This is a genomic window from Sphaerochaeta sp. (assembly GCA_022482495.1).
Taxonomy (GTDB): Bacteria; Spirochaetota; Spirochaetia; order Sphaerochaetales; family Sphaerochaetaceae; genus RUG023.
The window spans coordinates 37,982-54,835 of record JAKVPA010000004.1 but is presented as its reverse complement, the minus strand read 5'-3'; the positions used below and the strand labels follow the sequence as shown (position 1 = coordinate 54,835).

At 56.8% G+C, this 16,854-nt stretch carries 17 protein-coding genes and 1 tRNA gene; 6 read left to right on the top strand and 12 right to left on the bottom strand.

Going from position 1 to position 16,854, the window contains the following annotated elements:
• Positions 1-42 precede the first annotated feature (42 nt).
• On the top strand, positions 43-636 hold the full coding sequence (locus LKE28_05675; GenBank protein MCH3907732.1) for an MBL fold metallo-hydrolase: 594 nt from the start codon (positions 43-45) through the stop codon (positions 634-636).
• On the opposite strand, the gene LKE28_05670 is transcribed toward LKE28_05675, so the two are convergent.
• The 4 genes from LKE28_05670 to LKE28_05655 form a co-directional block, all read right to left on the bottom strand.
• Positions 623-1,501, bottom strand: a complete 879-nt coding sequence (locus tag LKE28_05670; protein ID MCH3907731.1) for an acyltransferase domain-containing protein — start codon at positions 1,499-1,501, stop codon at positions 623-625. The genes LKE28_05675 and LKE28_05670 overlap by 14 nt on opposite strands.
• Before the next feature lie 66 nt (positions 1,502-1,567).
• Positions 1,568-2,842 carry an NCS2 family nucleobase:cation symporter gene (locus tag LKE28_05665; protein MCH3907730.1) on the bottom strand — a complete coding sequence of 425 codons (1,275 nt, stop codon included), beginning with the start codon at positions 2,840-2,842 and terminating at the stop codon, positions 1,568-1,570.
• A gap of 187 nt (positions 2,843-3,029) precedes the next feature.
• Complete coding sequence (locus tag LKE28_05660; GenBank protein ID MCH3907729.1) at positions 3,030-4,916, bottom strand: phosphoenolpyruvate carboxykinase (GTP); 1,887 nt, start codon at positions 4,914-4,916, stop codon at positions 3,030-3,032.
• 106 nt (positions 4,917-5,022) lie between these two features.
• A complete protein-coding gene (locus LKE28_05655) occupies positions 5,023-5,571 on the bottom strand; it encodes a cyclic nucleotide-binding domain-containing protein (GenBank protein ID MCH3907728.1) in 549 nt (182 codons plus the stop codon).
• A gap of 67 nt (positions 5,572-5,638) precedes the next feature.
• Here LKE28_05655 and LKE28_05650 point away from each other — a divergent pair, with 67 nt between their 5' ends.
• The 3 genes from LKE28_05650 to LKE28_05640 all read left to right on the top strand — a co-directional run bounded on the left by LKE28_05650 (position 5,639) and on the right by LKE28_05640 (position 9,264).
• Complete coding sequence (locus LKE28_05650) at positions 5,639-6,982, top strand: MFS transporter (protein ID MCH3907727.1); 1,344 nt, start codon at positions 5,639-5,641, stop codon at positions 6,980-6,982.
• A 39-nt stretch (positions 6,983-7,021) separates the two neighbouring features.
• Positions 7,022-7,192 carry a hypothetical protein gene (locus tag LKE28_05645; protein ID MCH3907726.1) on the top strand — a complete coding sequence of 57 codons (171 nt, stop codon included), beginning with the start codon at positions 7,022-7,024 and terminating at the stop codon, positions 7,190-7,192.
• Between the two features lie 65 nt (positions 7,193-7,257).
• A complete protein-coding gene (locus tag LKE28_05640) occupies positions 7,258-9,264 on the top strand; it encodes a U32 family peptidase (GenBank protein ID MCH3907725.1) in 2,007 nt (668 codons plus the stop codon).
• Here the strand turns inward: LKE28_05640 and LKE28_05635 are convergent, their stop codons facing one another.
• From LKE28_05635 to LKE28_05615, 5 genes are all read right to left on the bottom strand, one after another.
• Positions 9,265-9,543: a hypothetical protein gene (locus LKE28_05635; GenBank protein MCH3907724.1), complete on the bottom strand. Its 279-nt coding sequence runs from the start codon at positions 9,541-9,543 to the stop codon at positions 9,265-9,267. It lies immediately after the preceding gene.
• A 320-nt stretch (positions 9,544-9,863) separates the two neighbouring features.
• The gene (asd, locus tag LKE28_05630) at positions 9,864-10,883 is read right to left on the bottom strand and encodes an aspartate-semialdehyde dehydrogenase (GenBank protein ID MCH3907723.1); all 1,020 of its coding nucleotides are present in this window, start codon (positions 10,881-10,883) and stop codon (positions 9,864-9,866) included.
• A gap of 137 nt (positions 10,884-11,020) precedes the next feature.
• Positions 11,021-11,170, bottom strand: a complete 150-nt coding sequence (locus LKE28_05625; GenBank protein MCH3907722.1) for a hypothetical protein — start codon at positions 11,168-11,170, stop codon at positions 11,021-11,023.
• Positions 11,164-11,661, bottom strand: a complete 498-nt coding sequence (locus LKE28_05620; protein ID MCH3907721.1) for a hypothetical protein — start codon at positions 11,659-11,661, stop codon at positions 11,164-11,166. Before LKE28_05620 ends, LKE28_05625 begins: the two co-directional genes overlap by 7 nt.
• Entirely contained in the window at positions 11,658-13,094 is a 1,437-nt protein-coding gene (locus LKE28_05615) for a DUF1538 domain-containing protein (GenBank protein ID MCH3907720.1), read from the bottom strand. The genes LKE28_05620 and LKE28_05615 overlap by 4 nt, the downstream gene beginning before the upstream one ends.
• Positions 13,095-13,230: 136 nt before the next feature.
• On the opposite strand from LKE28_05615, the gene LKE28_05610 reads away from it, so the two are divergent.
• Positions 13,231-13,304 (top strand) — tRNA-Ala (locus LKE28_05610).
• Positions 13,305-13,334: 30 nt separating this feature from the next.
• Here the strand turns inward: LKE28_05610 and LKE28_05605 are convergent.
• The 3 genes from LKE28_05605 to LKE28_05595 form a co-directional block, all read right to left on the bottom strand.
• A complete protein-coding gene (locus LKE28_05605; protein MCH3907719.1) occupies positions 13,335-13,841 on the bottom strand; it encodes a GNAT family N-acetyltransferase in 507 nt (168 codons plus the stop codon).
• 64 nt (positions 13,842-13,905) lie between these two features.
• Complete coding sequence (locus LKE28_05600; GenBank protein MCH3907718.1) at positions 13,906-15,237, bottom strand: hypothetical protein; 1,332 nt, start codon at positions 15,235-15,237, stop codon at positions 13,906-13,908.
• Positions 15,237-15,836, bottom strand: a complete 600-nt coding sequence (locus tag LKE28_05595; protein ID MCH3907717.1) for a penicillin-binding protein activator LpoB — start codon at positions 15,834-15,836, stop codon at positions 15,237-15,239. Before LKE28_05595 ends, LKE28_05600 begins: the two co-directional genes overlap by 1 nt.
• 191 nt (positions 15,837-16,027) lie before the next feature.
• On the opposite strand from LKE28_05595, the gene LKE28_05590 reads away from it, so the two are divergent.
• The gene (locus LKE28_05590) at positions 16,028-16,780 is read left to right on the top strand and encodes a hypothetical protein (GenBank protein ID MCH3907716.1); all 753 of its coding nucleotides are present in this window, start codon (positions 16,028-16,030) and stop codon (positions 16,778-16,780) included.
• Positions 16,781-16,854 lie beyond the last annotated feature (74 nt).

Here is a 16,854-nt window from a genome sequence, read left to right as displayed (position 1 = left end):
CGCAAAACGGATGTCTGTGCTATACTGGGCAGGGAGGCTCGTATGGCGGTTTTACGGTATCAAGGACACGGAAGTTACCGGATCACCACTGCGGACGGGGTGGTCGTCTACATCGACCCGTATGCCGGCACGGGGTATGACCTCCCCGCCGACCTGGTGCTCATCACCCACGAGCATTACGACCACACCAACACCAGCCTGGTCACCCTGAAGAAAGAGGGAATGATCATCAGGGAGCGGGACTTGCTGCAGCATGGCGTCTACCGTCATACCACGGTGAAAGGAATATCCCTCACGGCGGTGCCGGCGTACAATGCCCACCACGACAAAAACGAATGCGTTGGTTACCTGTTGGGGATGGACGACATCACGCTGTACGCCGCCGGAGACACCTCGACGACCAAGGAGATGCAGGACATGAAGGATCTCCATCTGGACTGGGCGATCCTCCCCATCGATGGCATCTACAACATGGGGCCGAAGGAAGCGACGGCGTGCGCACAAATGATCGGAGCCAGACACACCATCCCGGTGCATATGAAGCCGGGCGCGCTGTTCGACCCCCAGATGGCCGCCGCATTCACCCCTCCTGGCCGGGTGATCCTCCACCCTGGCGAGGAGATCACGCTGGACTGACTAGCTCCACGAATCCGCCGGTGGTGCGGAACGTCACCCCACGGCGCACCGCGTCCTGGATTCTCCGTTGCAAGGAAGTCGTGCATTGATACGAAAGCACATCTTCCCTGCGGGCACCAAAGAAGAAGACACGCTCAAAAATCTGCGGTTCCCCTTGCTGGGGGATGGGGAATGTGGTGAACCGGCTCTGGAATGAACGGATGTTGGGGCTGTCCTGGCAGACTTGAGCCAAGGCGGGGTCGAGCAACCAGGAATCACAGACGGCAATCGTCGCCCACGGGAAAAACGAGGCGGCTCGATGGAGAGACGCGTCCACCTCTGAGGGGAGTAGCGGACCACCTTGGGGAATATGGATGCGCACCGCGTCCATTCCTGGTTTTCCGACGACGGTCAGGTCGGGAAGCGGGGTGTCCGTCACATGATACCGACCATCCCTATCCCGGTTGATCACCTGGGAGAACGGATAGCGCCCCCATTCGAACTGTAATCTTCCCAACCGCCAGATATGTCCGCACGCATGGCGGACCACCCAGCCCACCCGGTCCAGTCCAATGGTTCCGTGACGCCGTTCATACCAGCTCTCCCAGACGGCAATGTCCGAAAGCGTCTCCCTTCGTATCGTCTCGTCCGGATAGAACTGCCGGATGATCTCATGGCACAGTCCCAGCAACACCAGCGGATACACCGGGCCATACCAGTCCAACCCTTGGGAAAGCACCGTGGAGAGCGCTTCCTGATCCTGCCGGAAACAAGCCTGGATGGCGCTCCTGCGAAGCGGCAGGTCCTGATGTTCCCGATAGGATCGCTCCATGGCGAGGCGCACATCCCCACGCAATCCCGTTTCTTCACAAAACATCTCGAACATGCCATCAGTATACCGCAAAAAAAGAGCACCGGCGTACCGGTGCCCATCGTATGAAAAATGATTCGGTTACTTTGTTTCAGGAAGCACCAGGTTGAGCAGAATGCCGACCAGCGTGGAGAGCGCAACCGCGCCCAACGAGAACTGCATGTTTCCCATCGGGAAGGAAAGCAGACCACCACCGATACCGATGGTGAGGATCACACTGGAGATGGTCAGGTTCCGTTTGTCCTGGTAGTTGACGCCGCTTTCCACCAAGGTCCTCAGGCCGCTGGAGGCGATGATGCCGAACAGCAGCATGGAGATGCCACCGAGAACGGGATTGGGGATGGTGTGGATCAACGCGCCGAACTTGGGGAAGAACGAGAGCAACACGGCGAAGACCGCTGCGCCACCGGTCACCCAGACGCTGTACACGCCGGTGAGGGCAAGCACGCCGATGTTCTCGCCGTACGTCGTGTTGGGAGGTCCACCCCACAGGGACGCCCACAACGTGGCAAGACCGTCACCACTGAGTGTGCGGTGCAGACCGGGATCCTCATAGAAGTTGATGCCGACCACTTTGGAGACGGTCATCGTGTCGCCCAAGTGCTCACAGATGGTGGCGAAGCTGACGATGACGAACGTCAGGATACCCACCAGGTTGAACTTGGGGAAGGAAAAATGGGGCAAGCCAAACCATGCGGCATCCTTCACGCCCTGGAAGTTGATCAACTTGTAGGCGGGAACGAACGCGCCCATGATCAGGGTGAACAGGTATCCGGCGGCAAGTCCGAACAAAATCGGAATGATGGCGAAGAATCCTTTGCCGTAGATGTTCATGATCACCGTGACGGCCAGCGTGACGATGGCGATGGAGAACAACACCAGGGAATAGCCCTGGGACGCGTCGGAATTGGGATACATCGCCATGTTCATCGCCGTCGGTGCCAGGGACATGCCGATGACCACGATGACCGAACCGATCACCACCGGCGGGAACGCCTTGTGGATCCAGTCCAGCCCGGTCTTCTTGATGATCCCCGCGACGATCAGATAGGTGACGCCGGAGAAGAACGCGCCGCCCATCGCGTAGGGCAATCCGTACGTACCGGAAATGGTCACCAATGCCGGGATGAACGCGAAGGAAGATCCCAGGAATACCGGGACTTTCGCCTGGGTGAGCAGGATATAGATCAACGTGCCGGTACCTGCGGTGAACAACGCGGTGTTCACATCCAATCCGGTGAGGATCGGCACCAAAATCGTCGCTCCGAACATGGCGAACACATGCTGGATGCTCAGTGGGATCCATCTGCGCAAAGGTGGCTTGTCAGAGGGGCCATACAACGCTTTCGTTACCATGGATTACTCCTTGGAAAATTGAGGATGTGACTTTCTTGGAAGTCTCTCAATTTTATGGTGGAACGCGCGTGCATGGGAAGACGGGGAAAGGAGGAAAACAGAAAAACTGTCAGAAATGCAAAACAAGTTGCAACAGAAAAAAAACCCGTCCTCCGAAGAGGACGGGCGAAATACACGAAATCAGGAATCAGCAACCGCAACCACAGCCGCAGCTTCCCCCAATCTTCTTGTAGTCCCACTTGCCGGCCTTGGCCTCGTTGAGGTTCTTCTCAAGGGTGTCAAGGAAGACAGCGAGCTCTTTCGGAAGATGGCTGCCGAACTTCGGATAATGGTTGGTGCGGATGTCAGCGACTTCCTTCAGCCAGCCATCGACATCGACGGAGAGCAGTTTCTCCATCGTCTCCGGAGTGACGGAATCCGGGCGATCGAAGTACTTCGGATCCGGCATGATGCCGATCGGGGTATCCACCGAATGCGCGGTTCCTTCGCAGCTCTCGAAGACCCACTTCAACACACGGCTGTTCTCGCCGTAGCCCGGCCACATGAAGTGACCCTCGGCATCCTTGCGGAACCAGTTGACGTAGAAGATCTTCGGCAGTTTCTCCGGATCAGGGGCGTTCTTGCCGATGTTGATCCAGTGCTGGAAGTAGTCACCCATGTTGTAGCCGCAGAACGGCAGCATGGCGAACGGGTCACGGCGAATCGTGCCGGCCTTCAGGTCGAGCGCGGCGGCGGTGACTTCGCTTCCCACGATGGAGCCAAGGAATACACCATGGTTCCAATCACGGCTCATGTGTACCAAAGGAATGGTGCTGGGCCGGCGACCACCGAACAGGATGGCGCTTACAGGAACGCCTTCCGGCGCTTCCCACTCAGGCGCGATGCACGGGCACTGTTTGGCAGGCGCGGTGAAGCGGGAATTCGGATGAGCGCAGGGCTTCTGCGTCTTGTCCTCTTTGTTCTGCTTCCACGGATTGCCGTTCCAGTCGATCAACTCGCCCGGAGCATCGTAGCCGATGCCTTCCCACCATACATCCCCATCCTTGGTCAGACCAACGTTGGTGAAGATGGTGTTCTTGCTGGCGGCGATAAGGGCGTTCGGGTTGGACTGCATGGACGTTCCAGGAGCGACTCCGAAGAATCCAGCCTCCGGGTTGATGGCATGGAGGTATCCATCCTTGCCAAACTTCATCCACGCGATGTCATCACCAACGGTGTGGATCTCCCAGCCGGGCAGTGTCGACTTCAACATGGCCAGGTTGGTCTTTCCACAGGCGGAGGGGAAGGCGCCGGTCACATAGCGGCTCTTGCCTTCCGGACTGGTGACTTTCAGGATCAGCATGTGCTCGGCCAGCCAGCCTTCATCACGGGCCAGAACGGTGGCGATGCGCAGCGCAAGGCACTTCTTGCCAAGCAGAGCGTTCCCGCCGTAGCCGGAACCATAGCTCCAAATCTCACGGGTTTCGGGGAACTGGGAGATGAACTTGTGCTCGATCGGAGCGCAGGGCCAAACGCCATTGTCCTTCTCACCCTTGGCCAGCGGCTTGCCGACGGAATGGTAGCACGGCACGAAATAGCCATCTTTGCCAAGCTCGTCCAGCACCTTGGTGCCGACACGGGTCATGATCATCATGTTCAGCACGACGTACACGCTGTCGGTGAGCTCAACACCAATCTTGGAGATCGGGCTGCCCAGCGGTCCCATGGAGAACGGGATGACGTACATCGTCCGGCCCTTCATGCTTCCACGATACAGATCGGTCATTTCTTTCTTCAGTTCGACGGGGTCAATCCAGTTGTTGGTCGGACCAGCATCTTCCTGCTTCTTTGAAGCGATAAACGTCCGTTTCTCGACACGGGCGACATCAGAAGGATCAGAGCGGAACAAAAGGCTATGGGGCTTCTTGGTTTCACTGAGTCTGGTCGCAAGTCCATCGGCGACCATAAGGTCGGCCAGTTCATCATACTGCTTCGCGCTGCCATCACAGACAACGACGTCGTCCGGCTGAGTCAGGGTGGCGAAATCCTCCACCCACTTCTTCAGCCGAGCATGCTTGAGTTCATTGATTTTCATAGGCATCTCCTCGTTGAAATATATAAGTATCAACCATTACAAAACGGTTGCTGATACCCCGTCAACCATTGTTCAAGGTAGCGTTTTTTGATGAGACATTCAAGTATTATAACATCGTGCCATGAAAACGGTTGTAATAGCCGGCGTACAAGTCCGGTGGAACGTCCTTTGGGATGTTAAAAAAGTACTCGGTGTATTTTTTCAGCTTTCCCATAAAACTGTTCTTTTTCTTTTCGTCCTGCTCCTGAAGGGTGGACAGGCATTCCCGGATCACTTCCTGCTCATTCTTCAGCTCCTGGGTGACATTCTTGAACCGGATGGCAAGATCGACGATGATCTGCCGGGCCTCCATGGGATTCTGCGCGATGAACGCTCCGAACTTGTCTTCGGAAATCTCCACCAGCACGGCATCGGTCAGCGCCACCGCGGTGGCGTTGCGTGGTTCCCCGTCCAGCAACCCCATCTCTCCGAGGCTTGAATCCGGTTGGGACAGCTCACACAGCTGGAACTGCTCCGGCGTACCATAGTTCAGATACAGCCCCACGGTTCCCTGGCGAAGAAGGAACATGGTGGAGCACTCCTGCCCTTGCTTGTAAATGACGGTATCCTTCTCCACGTGGAGGATCGGATTCCCGCCGGTTCCGTTGGCTTCCATCTTGAACCCTCCTGTATCCATGGTATCAAATCGATCCGGATTATACAATTCATGCTACAATCGTCATATGGATAATCCGTCGCGTCTTGGGAAAAAAGAGGTCTTCGCCTACGGCATCGGGAATTTCGGACAGAACATGATCTACAACTTCATGTCGTCGTTCCTGTTGTTCTTCTATACCGACGTGTTCGGCATCGGCGCCGCAGCGGCGGGAGTGATCCTCCTTGTGGCTCGCCTGTGGGACGCCATCAACGACCCGATGATGGGAATGCTGGCAGACAGGACCCGTACCCGCTGGGGAAAGTTCCGGCCGTATCTCGCCTTCACGCCGATCCTGTTCGTCCCGTTCGCCGTTATGACCTTCTCCACCCCATCCTACCCGCCTGCAGGAAAGATCGCGTGGGCGGCGTTCACCTACATCTGCTTCGGCATGATCTATACGGCAAGCGACGTGCCGTTCTGGGCGATGGCATCCACCATTACGGAAAACGGCGCTGACCGGGCGCGGATCGTCTCCGCACCCCGTCTTTCGGCCACCATCGCCGTGGCGTTGGCAACGGTGATCACCAAGCCGCTCCTGGACGCCTTCGGAAAACAGCAGACGGCCCGGGGCTACCAGATCGTCGCCCTGCTGTACAGCCTGCTGACCGTCGGTTGCTTTTTGGTCACCTTCTTCGGCGTGAAGGAACGGGTGACGCGCCCCCATACGGAAAGCCGGCCGACGTTCCGCGACATTTTCACCACGATCTTCGGCAACAAACCGCTGCTCTTGGTAATCCTCTCCGGACTGTTCACCGGCATCGGACAGACGGCGAAGCTGTCCATGCTGATCTACTACACCACCTACAATCTGATGGACGGCTCCCTGTACACGCTGTTCGCCGGCATCAACATCCCGTTCATCCTGATCGGCATCTCGCTGGTGCCGTTCCTCACCCGGAAGTTTGGCAAGAAACGCACCTGCATCGGCTTCTATCTGGTCTACGCCCTCGGTTCGCTGGGCTTCTACCTGACCGGATGGCGGAACATCCCCGCCCTGCTCTTCTGGAACTGCGTCGCGTCTCTTGGCATGGCAAGCCCTCAGGTGGTGCAGACCGCCATGATCGCAGACACCATCGAGTGGGGTGAGTACACCACCGGAAAGCGCAACGAAGGGATCATCTTCTCCACCCAGACATTCCTGGCCAAGCTCACCCAAGCCATCACCAGCGTGGTGATCGCCTGGTCGCTGGCCTCGCTCCACTTCGTCCCCAACACCATCCAGACCGAACCGGTCAAACAGGGAATCCACGCTTTGATCTCCCTGATCCCCTTCGCCTGCTCGCTGATCGGCATTCTCCCGATCATCCGCTATCCGCTGGACGAGAAGGAGCACCAGCGGATCGTCGACGAGCTTGGCAAGCGTCGTTGATACGTTGCTTTTCCCCTGCGTTTCCACTACTGTAGGGCCATGACTGAATTATTGCTTCCCGCAGGCGGGCTTCAGGCGGGGCTCGCTGCGTTCGAAGGCGGCGCAGACGCCGTCTATCTGGGATTCTCCCGCTTCTCCGCGCGCAAAGAGGCGAAGAACTTCTCGTTTGAGGAGTTCGCCAAACTCACCTCAGTACGCGCGAGACCATAAGAAAAAGATTCATTGTCGCCATCAACACACTGGTCGGTGACGACGACCTGGACCAGGTGTTGCCCTTGATCCGCAGGGCGGCGTTCCTTGGCTGCGATGGCGTCATCGTCCAGGATCTGGGCGTGGCGTCCATCATCCACGACCAATTCCCCACCCTGAAACTCCACGCATCCACCCAAATGGCCGTCCATACCGTCCAGGGCGTCAAGATGATGGAACAATTGGGATTCGAGCAGGTAGTGCTCTCCCGGGAACTCACTTTGGAGGAGATACGGACCATCCGGAACGAGTGCCCGTCCATCAAGCTGGAAGTGTTCATCCATGGGGCGATGTGCTATGGCTTCTCCGGCCTCTGCATGGCAAGTGAGAAATTCTGCGGACGCTCGGCAAACGGCGGCGCCTGCGCACAGATCTGCCGTTCGTGGTTCCAAATCTCCAAAGATGAGCTGAAACCGGCCGAACTGACGCCGCAACCCATCAACCGGAGCGGCTGGTGGCTCTCCATGAGCGATCTGGACGGCACCAAGGCGGTGAAGGAACTGGTGGAGATGGGCATTGACTCCCTGAAGGTGGAAGGGCGGATGAAAGGCCCCGCCTACACTTTGGCGGCGGCGCGGTACTACCGGGCCCTGCTGGATGGGGAGGAGGCCGCACACACCGAGGAACTCCGCAAAGAGTTGCAGACTGTCTTCGCCCGCAGGCAGACGGGAGGATGGCTTGCCGACTACGGTCGGGACGGCCAGGACTTCACCGAACGGAAGGCACCCACTCTCGGTTCAACCAGTTTTCCCCGCCACCGCGGCCTGAAGATCGGCACGGTGCGGGAGATACGGAATGGCATGCCGGTGCTGACGCTCCAGGAACCACTGGCCCTGCGGGATGGCATCCAATACTTCGTCGCCTCGGAAGAAGAACCCATCGGGGTGGTGCAGTATGGACTGGGGCAGATGTTCGACGCCTACAACCATTTCGCTCCGGAAGCCCAGAACGGCATGACGGTAGCCATCGCCATTCCTGAGGGCGCCACACCCCCGGTCGTCGGACAGGAACTATTCGTCATTTCCCGCCATGACCAGACGCTCCCCATCATGGGCAAGGATCTCAAACCGGAGAAAGTCAACCTGGATACAGAGATTACGCTGGAAGAAGGAAAGATCACCATCGAAACCCGGTTGGATTACCGTGGAAAACGGGTGAGAAAAATTTATCCGCTGGTGATGGAAAGGGCGCAAAAACCACGATCATTGGAAGAGACGCTCCACGAAATCTTCCAGGAAAGCGACCAGAGTTTCTTCTCGTTGGGCCGTTTTTCCGTCTCCAACCGGACCGGTCTTCCCGATGACGGGATTTTCCTCCCCTTGTCGAAGATCAAGGCGGTGCGGCGGGACTGGTACGCCACGATGGACCAGCTCCTCACTTCCTGGCTGGATGCTCCGTACGACCGGCCGGCGCCAAAACCGCATCAGGCGGAAATCCTGCCGGAGCGGAACCTGCTGTCCACCAGCAGGGCGATTCCCTGGCTGGACATCCATGAGCTTGCCGATCTGGAAAAGCCGGAGGAGAGGATGTACAAGGTGATGGGCAGGTTCTACTGCCCGCTTCCTCCGGTGACGTTCACCGAGGAGGCGCTGTGGCAGGATCTGGAAACCGTGGTGAAAAAGCTCCAGGATGATGGCGCACTTTCATCGGTGCGTTTCGGGCTGAACAACGTCTCCCAGATCCGATGGGCACAGGCGCATCCTTCCTGCATGGTGTTCGCAGACATCTACATGTACCTGTCCAACGCCGCCGCGGCGTCACTGCTCTCTTCGTTGCTCCCGGAAAACCTGACCGGAGGGTACCTCTGGCTGGAGACCCAGTCGTTCCACCAAGCGGAATGGCCGTTCACTCCATCGGTGGTCAACCCGTCGTTCAACATCCCGCTGTTCATCAGCAGAAGCTGTTTCCGTCACGACTCGTTGCTGCTATCCTGTGAGCACTGCCCTCGTCAGGGGTCCTGGTATATCTCCCAGCAGGACCGCAAGCTCCATGTGATGGTCAAGGATTGCATGACGGTGATCACCCAAGCGTGATCACGGTTTTTGGAACGTGCCGACGGTGCCTTTCTCCGCGCTGCGGTACATGGCGTACCCGCCGTCATCCTGCGTTTCCTTCCGGTACTGCCACAACCGGTTGCTCACCTGGATGGCGTCTCCATTCTTGACGAACAGGAACGAGATGTCACCTTGGGTGGTGTAGATCGTCACTTGCAGGCGATGCCAGAACTTCTTTACCTTGATGGCCGCGTCTCCTTGGGAGACCAATGAGGCGAGGTCAAACTCCGAACCGGTGAAGAACCGGTCCAGCCCCACCGCGGAAAAATCCCCGTGGTAGCGGATCGTTCCATCGGCGAAGGTGAACGTCCCCTGGTCATTTTGCCAGGTGCCGGACAGCCATCCGGGAATGGAAAGCGTGTCGCTCTTTCGAGGGGATCGCAGGACTGGTCACCACCGTCCTGCCGTTGGCATCCTTTCCAGAAACCACAACGGTTTGGGAAGACGAAGCATGAAACGAAGCGAATACACTGGTCATCATGCAGAGGCACAAAAAAAAGAGAGGCAGTTTTTTCTTCATTGCGGAACCTTCCGCATTGAAGATACTCAGCCTCTCTTCGTTCGGCAACGCCAAGTGATCAGCGCAAGCCGTATTTCGTGACAAACGCCTCAGCGTTCAGGACGGAACCGCCCGCAGCGCCTTTGACGATGTTGTTGACCAGCAGGATGTAGCCGATCCGATTGTTCTTCTTGCGTACCCGTCCGGTATAGACGACCATCCCCTTCGGAGAACCCCAGAACGCATACTTCGGCTGGGGGAATGTGGGCTCGGAACCATAGGTGACCGGTTGCTCCGGGCTGGACGGAAGGCCAGGAATCCGCTGGAAACCAGCCCATGCGTTGATCACATCCTCCACTTCGACGTTCTTCTCAAAATCAAGCCAGACGGCTTCCAGATGTCCGACCATCACCGGGACACGAACCGTGTAGGTGTAGATCTCCGGGTTGATGGACAGAATCTTCTTCGCTTCCTTCTCGATCTTGTCCTCTTCCCCTTTGATGAACGGGATACAGTTGTCCGTGATATCGAACGACGACAGTCCGGGATACCCTGCTCCACTGACACTCTGGTAGGTGTTGACGGTGATGTCCTTGATGCCGAACTTGCGCAGCGGCGCCAAGGTCATCGTAAGCCCTGTCGTCACGCAGTTGGCGTTGGTGACGACGAACCCACCATTCGGATATCCCTGTTTCTCGATCAACGAAAGCTGCTCCAGGTTGGCTTCCGGGACCAAGATGGGCACATCATCGTCGTACCGCATCGCGGCGGCATTGGAGAAAACGTAGAAGCCATTGGCGCGAAGCTGAGGCTCCGCTTCCCGGGCCACTTCAGCAGGAAGGGCGGAGAAGACAATCTGCACCCCGGCCTTCTTCATGGCCTCGAAGTTGAATTCCTTGATTTCCATGTTCCGGACATTCAACGGCATCTCAACGGGAATGATCCAATGGGTCGTAGCCCCGTACTTCAGCCCGACACGTGCGGAACTCGCAGTGAGATAGGCCAATTCGAACCAAGGATGGTCCGAGAGCATCCACATGAAGACTTGCCCGACGGCACCCGTAGCCCCGATGACGGCGACTTTGATTTTCTTTTCCATTTTCTTTCCATTTCCTTCGCTTCAAGGCCATGCCCTTGAAACTTGCGAAAGCCACCATACAACAAAAGGGACAAAGTTGCAAGACTTCTTGAACAAATTTCCTTAATTTATAACATAGTGTTAGTATAATAACACTTTTATAAGGAACTCTTTCCTCCCAGCAGTTGGAACCGTGTCACCGGCATGGTGTAGACGATGCCACTACCCGGTTCCTGAAGACAAGGAAGGGCGACAATTGCATTGAATACTTCCTCTTCTTTTTCCTTCTCCACCAGAATCATCAACATCTCTTTCTCCGGGACCAGCTGGATGCCGAAGAACTTGACATCCGCAGGGGTTCCCGGTACCCCGTCCGTTGACCACCGTACCGCCACCAGCCCCGGCACCACGTGCCGCAGCCATCACTTCCTCCGAGTACCCTTGGTTGCAGATCACATTGATCATTTCCCATGCTGTATCCATTGTGTCTTCTCCTTGCTCGTTCTGCACGAGCCGCTGCTGAAACCGCTTTTCCGCAGGGAGCCACCCAAACGGCTCCCTGACACTTCTCCACACCACACATCGCCGTGATGATGGCGTTCTCCTTTTCTTCCTCCGTCAGGATGACGATCATCTCCTTGTGGCTGTCACCCAACCCCAGCATGGACAGAAGACGGGAAGGGGCGGTGCCATGGGCATAGAAGATCGTTCCGCCGGTGGAACCGGCGTTCCTGGCGGCGGCGAACACTTTCTCCGCCTTTCCTTTCTGGACGATGGTGAAGATCACCACATCGCTCATATCTTGCCTCCTCCTTGCTTTTTCAGTTTCCGCTGGTACAGGACGCCAAGCATCTGAATGGTGATGAGCGGCGCCATGGATACACAGCCGATGATGCCGAACGAATCTCCCTTGAACACCATGGAAGATCCGATGAAGAACGGCAGGATGAACGTGGCGGCCATGGGGCCTGCGGCCACTCCGCCGCTGTCAAACGCAATGGCACCGAACAATCCTGGTCCGGTGAACAACAGAATGAACGAGATGAGATACACCGGGACAAGAACCCACAGGATGGAGAAGCCAAAGACCATCTTCACCAGTCCAAGCCCCACCGACAGGGAAACGCCCGCGGCGAGGAACGTCAGCATCATCCGTTTGGTGATGTGGTTGTTGCTGATCTCCTCCACCTGGGTGACCAGGACGTAGACGGAAGGCTCGGCCAGCACCACCAGCGCGCCAAGCACCAATCCCAGGACGATCAACGCCGCCGGGGAGAGGGAACCCATCGCTTTCCCCAACACGAAGGCGACCGGCATGAAGCCGCTGTTCGCCCCCAACAAAAACACCGACATGCCGACAAAGCAGTACACCATACCGACGAACACCCGGGTCATCTGGATGCGAGGCATGCGAAGCAGGGTGAACTGGAAGAACAGCACCACCGCCACCAACGGAAGCATTGAGGAGGCGACGGACTGGAACTGGGCGCCTGCCATGGAAAGGAAGTGTCCTGAGGGATACGAAGGAACCACCGTGGCGGATGAGCCTTGGGGAACCAGCAATCCCATGACCAACACCGCAATGATGGCGCCGATGGACTGCATGCCGACGAATCCGAAATTATCCATCTCCGTGCTCCCCGACTGCACCCGCGCGGCGCCGATGCCCAGCGCCATGATGAACGGGACGGCCATCGGCCCGGTGGCGGACCCTCCGCTGTCAAACCCAATGGAGACCATCGTCTCCGGATTGAGGAACGCCAGGACGAAGACCACCACATAACTGACCAAAAGGACGTATTTCAAGGGGATATGGAGCACCAGGCGGGCGAAGGCCAACGCGATGTACACGCCGACACCCAAGGAGAGCATCAAAAGCAGTTTTCTGGCCTGGATCGCTTGGTTTACCAGCGAAACCTGGGAAGCGAGGACCAGCGCGTTCGGTTCCGCATAGGTGATGACGAACCCGACGACAAACCCCACCACAACCAGAAGCAACGCGCTGCGTTTTTCCATCACTTTGGAGCCGATCACCTGTCCGACCGGCACGATGCTGATGTCCACACCGAGCAAAAACAACGTCAGGCCGAGGATCACATACAACGATCCCAGCAGAAAGTTTCCGAAGTATCCCGGAGGAAGCGGGGTGACGAACAGATGGCAGATCACGACAACCACGACAATTGGCAACACTGAAGAAAGCACATCCTTCAGTTTCTTCACCAACTCCATAGCAACCTCCCTGCCGTAACGATGCATCCATCATAGCAGAGACCCCAGCAAGACTCAATTGAAGCTTCCCCAATTTCCGCGGTACAAACCTCTTGAAAGTTTTTGGCGTTATCTGATAGAGTACCTACTGTTGCATGGGGGCTTAGCTCAGTTGGCTAGAGCGTCTGCATGGCATGCAGAAGGTCGTCAGTTCGATTCTGATAGCCTCCAACCACAGGGGACAGCGGAAGCTGTCCCTTTTCAATTGCGGAGCAATCCCCAGTACTCCCCGTCTATGTATGCACCATTCATCCGGAACATCCGCTGGTTGACTCCTTCCTTGACGAAGCCGCACTTTGCATAGAATCCTTTTGCCCGTTCGTTGTCAGCCCGCACCAGGAGATTCACCTTGGTCACGCCCCGTCGATCCGCCCATTCCATGGCTCGCTGGAACAGGGCCGTCGCCACCCCATGACCCCAGCATTCCTTCCGTACGGCGATCGCCATCTCCGCAACATGACGGGTCCGATCTCTGGTTCCCGCAGTAAGCTGGATGGTTCCCATGATCGTTTGGTCTTCCATGGCAAGGAAAAAGCAACCCCGCAAGCTGTTGCTGCGGAACAACCAGGTACGTTCTTGTTCCAAGGTGGTTCTCGGACCTTCCTTTCCAAAGGTCAGATTATCCGTCTCCGAACCGATCACGGTAAGGAATTCCAGCATTGCCGGAGCATCCTCACCTTTCGCTTTTCGGATCACAATCTGATGCATTTCTCTTTTTTCCCCCCCCTTGTTCACCGTATAGCATCAGAGGAGGAGAATCAAGTGAAACCACCTACCGAAGGCAGACGGCCTCCACCAGGTTGAGCCCTCCTTCCTTGACATGGCAGTCCTTGTAAATCACCCGGCCGACCACGAAGCCGGAGGCATCCTTGAACTCCACCGTCACGTCATACACCCCGGGTTCGACGTTGATGCCGCCGACCCGCGCCATGGCGGGAAAGAAATGGGACATCCGGAGATCGGCCTGTTCGCTGGCGACGGAAAACACCGAGGAGAACAACGTGGCAAGATCGGCGAGAAGCCCCCACCCCTGGCGATCGTTCTCCGATGCCGATTGCGCGATCCCATGCCCTACGACATCAATGACCGACGTACCGACCGCCTTCATCGTTGCGCGGATCAACGTCCGGTTGGTGATGTCCTGGAGACGAAGGGCGAACGTCTGCTTCGCCACGGCTGACAGGTCTTCCAGAAGATCCAGCGTAAACCGCTCATCCCCGATGGAGACGTCCACCCGGGAGATCATGCTCTGCCGACCTTCCATTTCCGGCAGGGCGATCTTCATCCACCCGGACCGGGAAACCGGCAGGTATTGGGACACTTCCTGTTTGTATGGTTCCAGACCGGAGAATGCAATGACGTTGACCCGGGCCTTGCCGGAAGGAACAGACAGTTCCTCGTCCAATCGGGAGGGGACGGAAAAAGGATATAGATGCGGCTGACTGGAGAATGCCGACGTGACTTGTCCGTGGAAATAGGAAAGGTCGGCGGTGGCGCCGAGCCTGCGGGAGTACAGCATCCCCAGGTAATCGGCCAACGCGCTGTGACTGAACTCAATGCTGACCAGATCTCCGGACAGGCCATCCACCTGGTTGTTTTTTGCCGCCTGTGCCGTCTTGGCGGACAGCTTCTCATACTTGTCCCGGAGCACCTGTTGTTTTTCCGTCGCCCGACGGATTTCCACCATGGCGTCTTCCGTCTTTCCCAGCATCTGATAGTTCAACGATTTGAATACATTACTGTAGATATCCTCGAAATCCTCTCCCGGATAGGTCCTGGCGTTGTCATTGACCAGATAGGTGGCGACACCTTCGGTGATGCTTTTGGTGAAGGCATCGGTGATCAAACCCTCCGCGTTGTCCAGACTGCGGTTGGAGAGGTCAAACTGCCGGGCATAATGGAAGACCATTCCCTGGTCCAACGCCAGCACGATCGGACCCTGGGCGCTTTCCAGCTGTTTGCTGTTCGCCTCCAATGCCGTGACGGCCTCATCATACCGGCCTTCGGAAAGCGGATGCTCCACACTCCCCAACGAGACGGTTGAGGCGCACCCGAAAAGAAGAAGCGCACAGAGCGCGATGAGCAGGGTCCGTGGTATGCTCATCAGAACCGATAGGCATCCCGCTCGATGTATTTCTTGATCGAATCCTCGTTCATCCACACCTTGACGCCCGTTTCAATGTTGACCAGTTCCAGGCTGACATAGTAGGTTCTGACCGATTTCTTCCCTTCCTGGTCCAGGTTGGTTTTCACCGATCCGAGGAGCATGTAGTCGGCACCGGTCTCCTTGCCGGAAACCTTGGCCGTCTTCTTGGTGGCGTTTTCCTCCTGGTATTCCCGTTCAGAGACTAGCAGGTCACGGTTTTCGAAATCGTTGACCGTCAAAACCTTTCCACTGTTCACCAACGCCGCCTCCAGCTTTTTGCTGATGATCGTCGTGTCAATATGTTCGCTGGAACGGTTCTCCACCACCCCGATGATCACCACCGGCTTGCCGCCGCTCTTCGTCTTCGCCTTGATCCAGCTCCCTTTCAGACAATCCTGGATCATTGAATTGCTGATCAACTGGATGTCCGTGTCATTCCATCTGCCGGAAAGATCCATCTTGGTGTTTTCACTGAGCCGTTTGACCTTCGTCGTCGTGCATCCGGCCAGAATCAAGGCAATTACGCAGAGCACCACAAACGCGTTTCTGTTCTTCATGGCTTTGTACGCCGTCGCCGACCGACGGCTCCTCCTTCTTTGGTTCCAAGACTGCAACCCCAGCCTCTGGAAAAAGCGTACCAGAACCATGGTGAGATTGCAATGGAGACAATCCGCATCCTCTCACTTGCCCATCCGTCCTTCTCTTGGTACCATAGGAGTGCATCGTCCATTAGAGGGAGATATTATTCATGAAAAAGATTCGTGTACCATTGATGATCGCGCTGTGCGCCATCACATTGTTCGCTTCATGCGCTACCAAACCGGAGCAGGTCAGCCAGATTCCGACACCTCAGGCAACCACTGCGCAACCAGAAACAAAACCACAAGCCACTCCGGACAAATCCACGGCGCCCGTAGCGGTTGTTGAGACAAAACAACCTGCCGCCACGCCCAAAGCGGAAACCTCGTCCAAAACGGTGATCACCGTCAGCGGCACCATGCCGGAAGCGAAAGCTCCGGCAAAAGCCCCCACGTTGGCCGAACGGATCGCTTCCGTCTCCGAGCAGACTTCTGTGGATGAGATCAACCAGATCATCGCCGCTCTTGAAGTTCCGGCCAATGATCCCGATGGGAAACTGACCCAGCAGGCCTTGGCAAAAGCCCAGGAAGTCGCCACCAAGATCATCTCCAGTGGAGATGCCACGGTGAAGGCGAACCTGTTCGCATACGCCACCAAGACGGCACAGACGTTGATCGACAGCACCTACAGTGTGGATACGTTGCAGTACTACAAAGGGCTCCTGGCTTCCGTGCAGGGAATGTATGGTTCCGCCGTGGACACCAGCGCGTTGGTCGCCCAGGCTGATGAGCGTATCGCCGCCATCAACTCGTACTACAAGAACAGCATCTACACCTACCTTCGCGCCTACCCGAAAGGGCGGTACGTCAAGGAATTGGCGGCAATGCTGACCAAATACCCGGTGAAGAACCCGACCAAATAAACCAATTTCCTGTTCTTGTGAAGGGCCTCCAGCAATGGAGGCTTTTTTTTATTGCATCCTGCCGAAAGCCTGTA

What these genes read in the sequence shown, in the direction of transcription:
- LKE28_05645 (MCH3907726.1), top strand. Translation starts at nt 7,022, where the DNA reads ATGACTGAATTATTGCTTCCCGCAGGCGGGCTTCAGGCGGGGCTCGCT.
- LKE28_05600 (MCH3907718.1), bottom strand. Translation starts at nt 15,237, where the DNA reads ATGAGCATACCACGGACCCTGCTCATCGCGCTCTGTGCGCTTCTTCTT.
- LKE28_05625 (MCH3907722.1), bottom strand. Translation starts at nt 11,170, where the DNA reads ATGTTGATGATTCTGGTGGAGAAGGAAAAAGAAGAGGAAGTATTCAAT.
- LKE28_05595 (MCH3907717.1), bottom strand. Translation starts at nt 15,836, where the DNA reads ATGAAGAACAGAAACGCGTTTGTGGTGCTCTGCGTAATTGCCTTGATT.
- asd (MCH3907723.1), bottom strand. Translation starts at nt 10,883, where the DNA reads ATGGAAAAGAAAATCAAAGTCGCCGTCATCGGGGCTACGGGTGCCGTC.
- LKE28_05650 (MCH3907727.1), top strand. Translation starts at nt 5,639, where the DNA reads ATGGATAATCCGTCGCGTCTTGGGAAAAAAGAGGTCTTCGCCTACGGC.
- LKE28_05660 (MCH3907729.1), bottom strand. Translation starts at nt 4,916, where the DNA reads ATGAAAATCAATGAACTCAAGCATGCTCGGCTGAAGAAGTGGGTGGAG.
- LKE28_05590 (MCH3907716.1), top strand. Translation starts at nt 16,028, where the DNA reads ATGAAAAAGATTCGTGTACCATTGATGATCGCGCTGTGCGCCATCACA.
- LKE28_05620 (MCH3907721.1), bottom strand. Translation starts at nt 11,661, where the DNA reads ATGAGCGATGTGGTGATCTTCACCATCGTCCAGAAAGGAAAGGCGGAG.
- LKE28_05665 (MCH3907730.1), bottom strand. Translation starts at nt 2,842, where the DNA reads ATGGTAACGAAAGCGTTGTATGGCCCCTCTGACAAGCCACCTTTGCGC.
- LKE28_05670 (MCH3907731.1), bottom strand. Translation starts at nt 1,501, where the DNA reads ATGTTCGAGATGTTTTGTGAAGAAACGGGATTGCGTGGGGATGTGCGC.
- LKE28_05615 (MCH3907720.1), bottom strand. Translation starts at nt 13,094, where the DNA reads ATGGAGTTGGTGAAGAAACTGAAGGATGTGCTTTCTTCAGTGTTGCCA.
- LKE28_05655 (MCH3907728.1), bottom strand. Translation starts at nt 5,571, where the DNA reads ATGGAAGCCAACGGAACCGGCGGGAATCCGATCCTCCACGTGGAGAAG.
- LKE28_05675 (MCH3907732.1), top strand. Translation starts at nt 43, where the DNA reads ATGGCGGTTTTACGGTATCAAGGACACGGAAGTTACCGGATCACCACT.
- LKE28_05605 (MCH3907719.1), bottom strand. Translation starts at nt 13,841, where the DNA reads ATGCATCAGATTGTGATCCGAAAAGCGAAAGGTGAGGATGCTCCGGCA.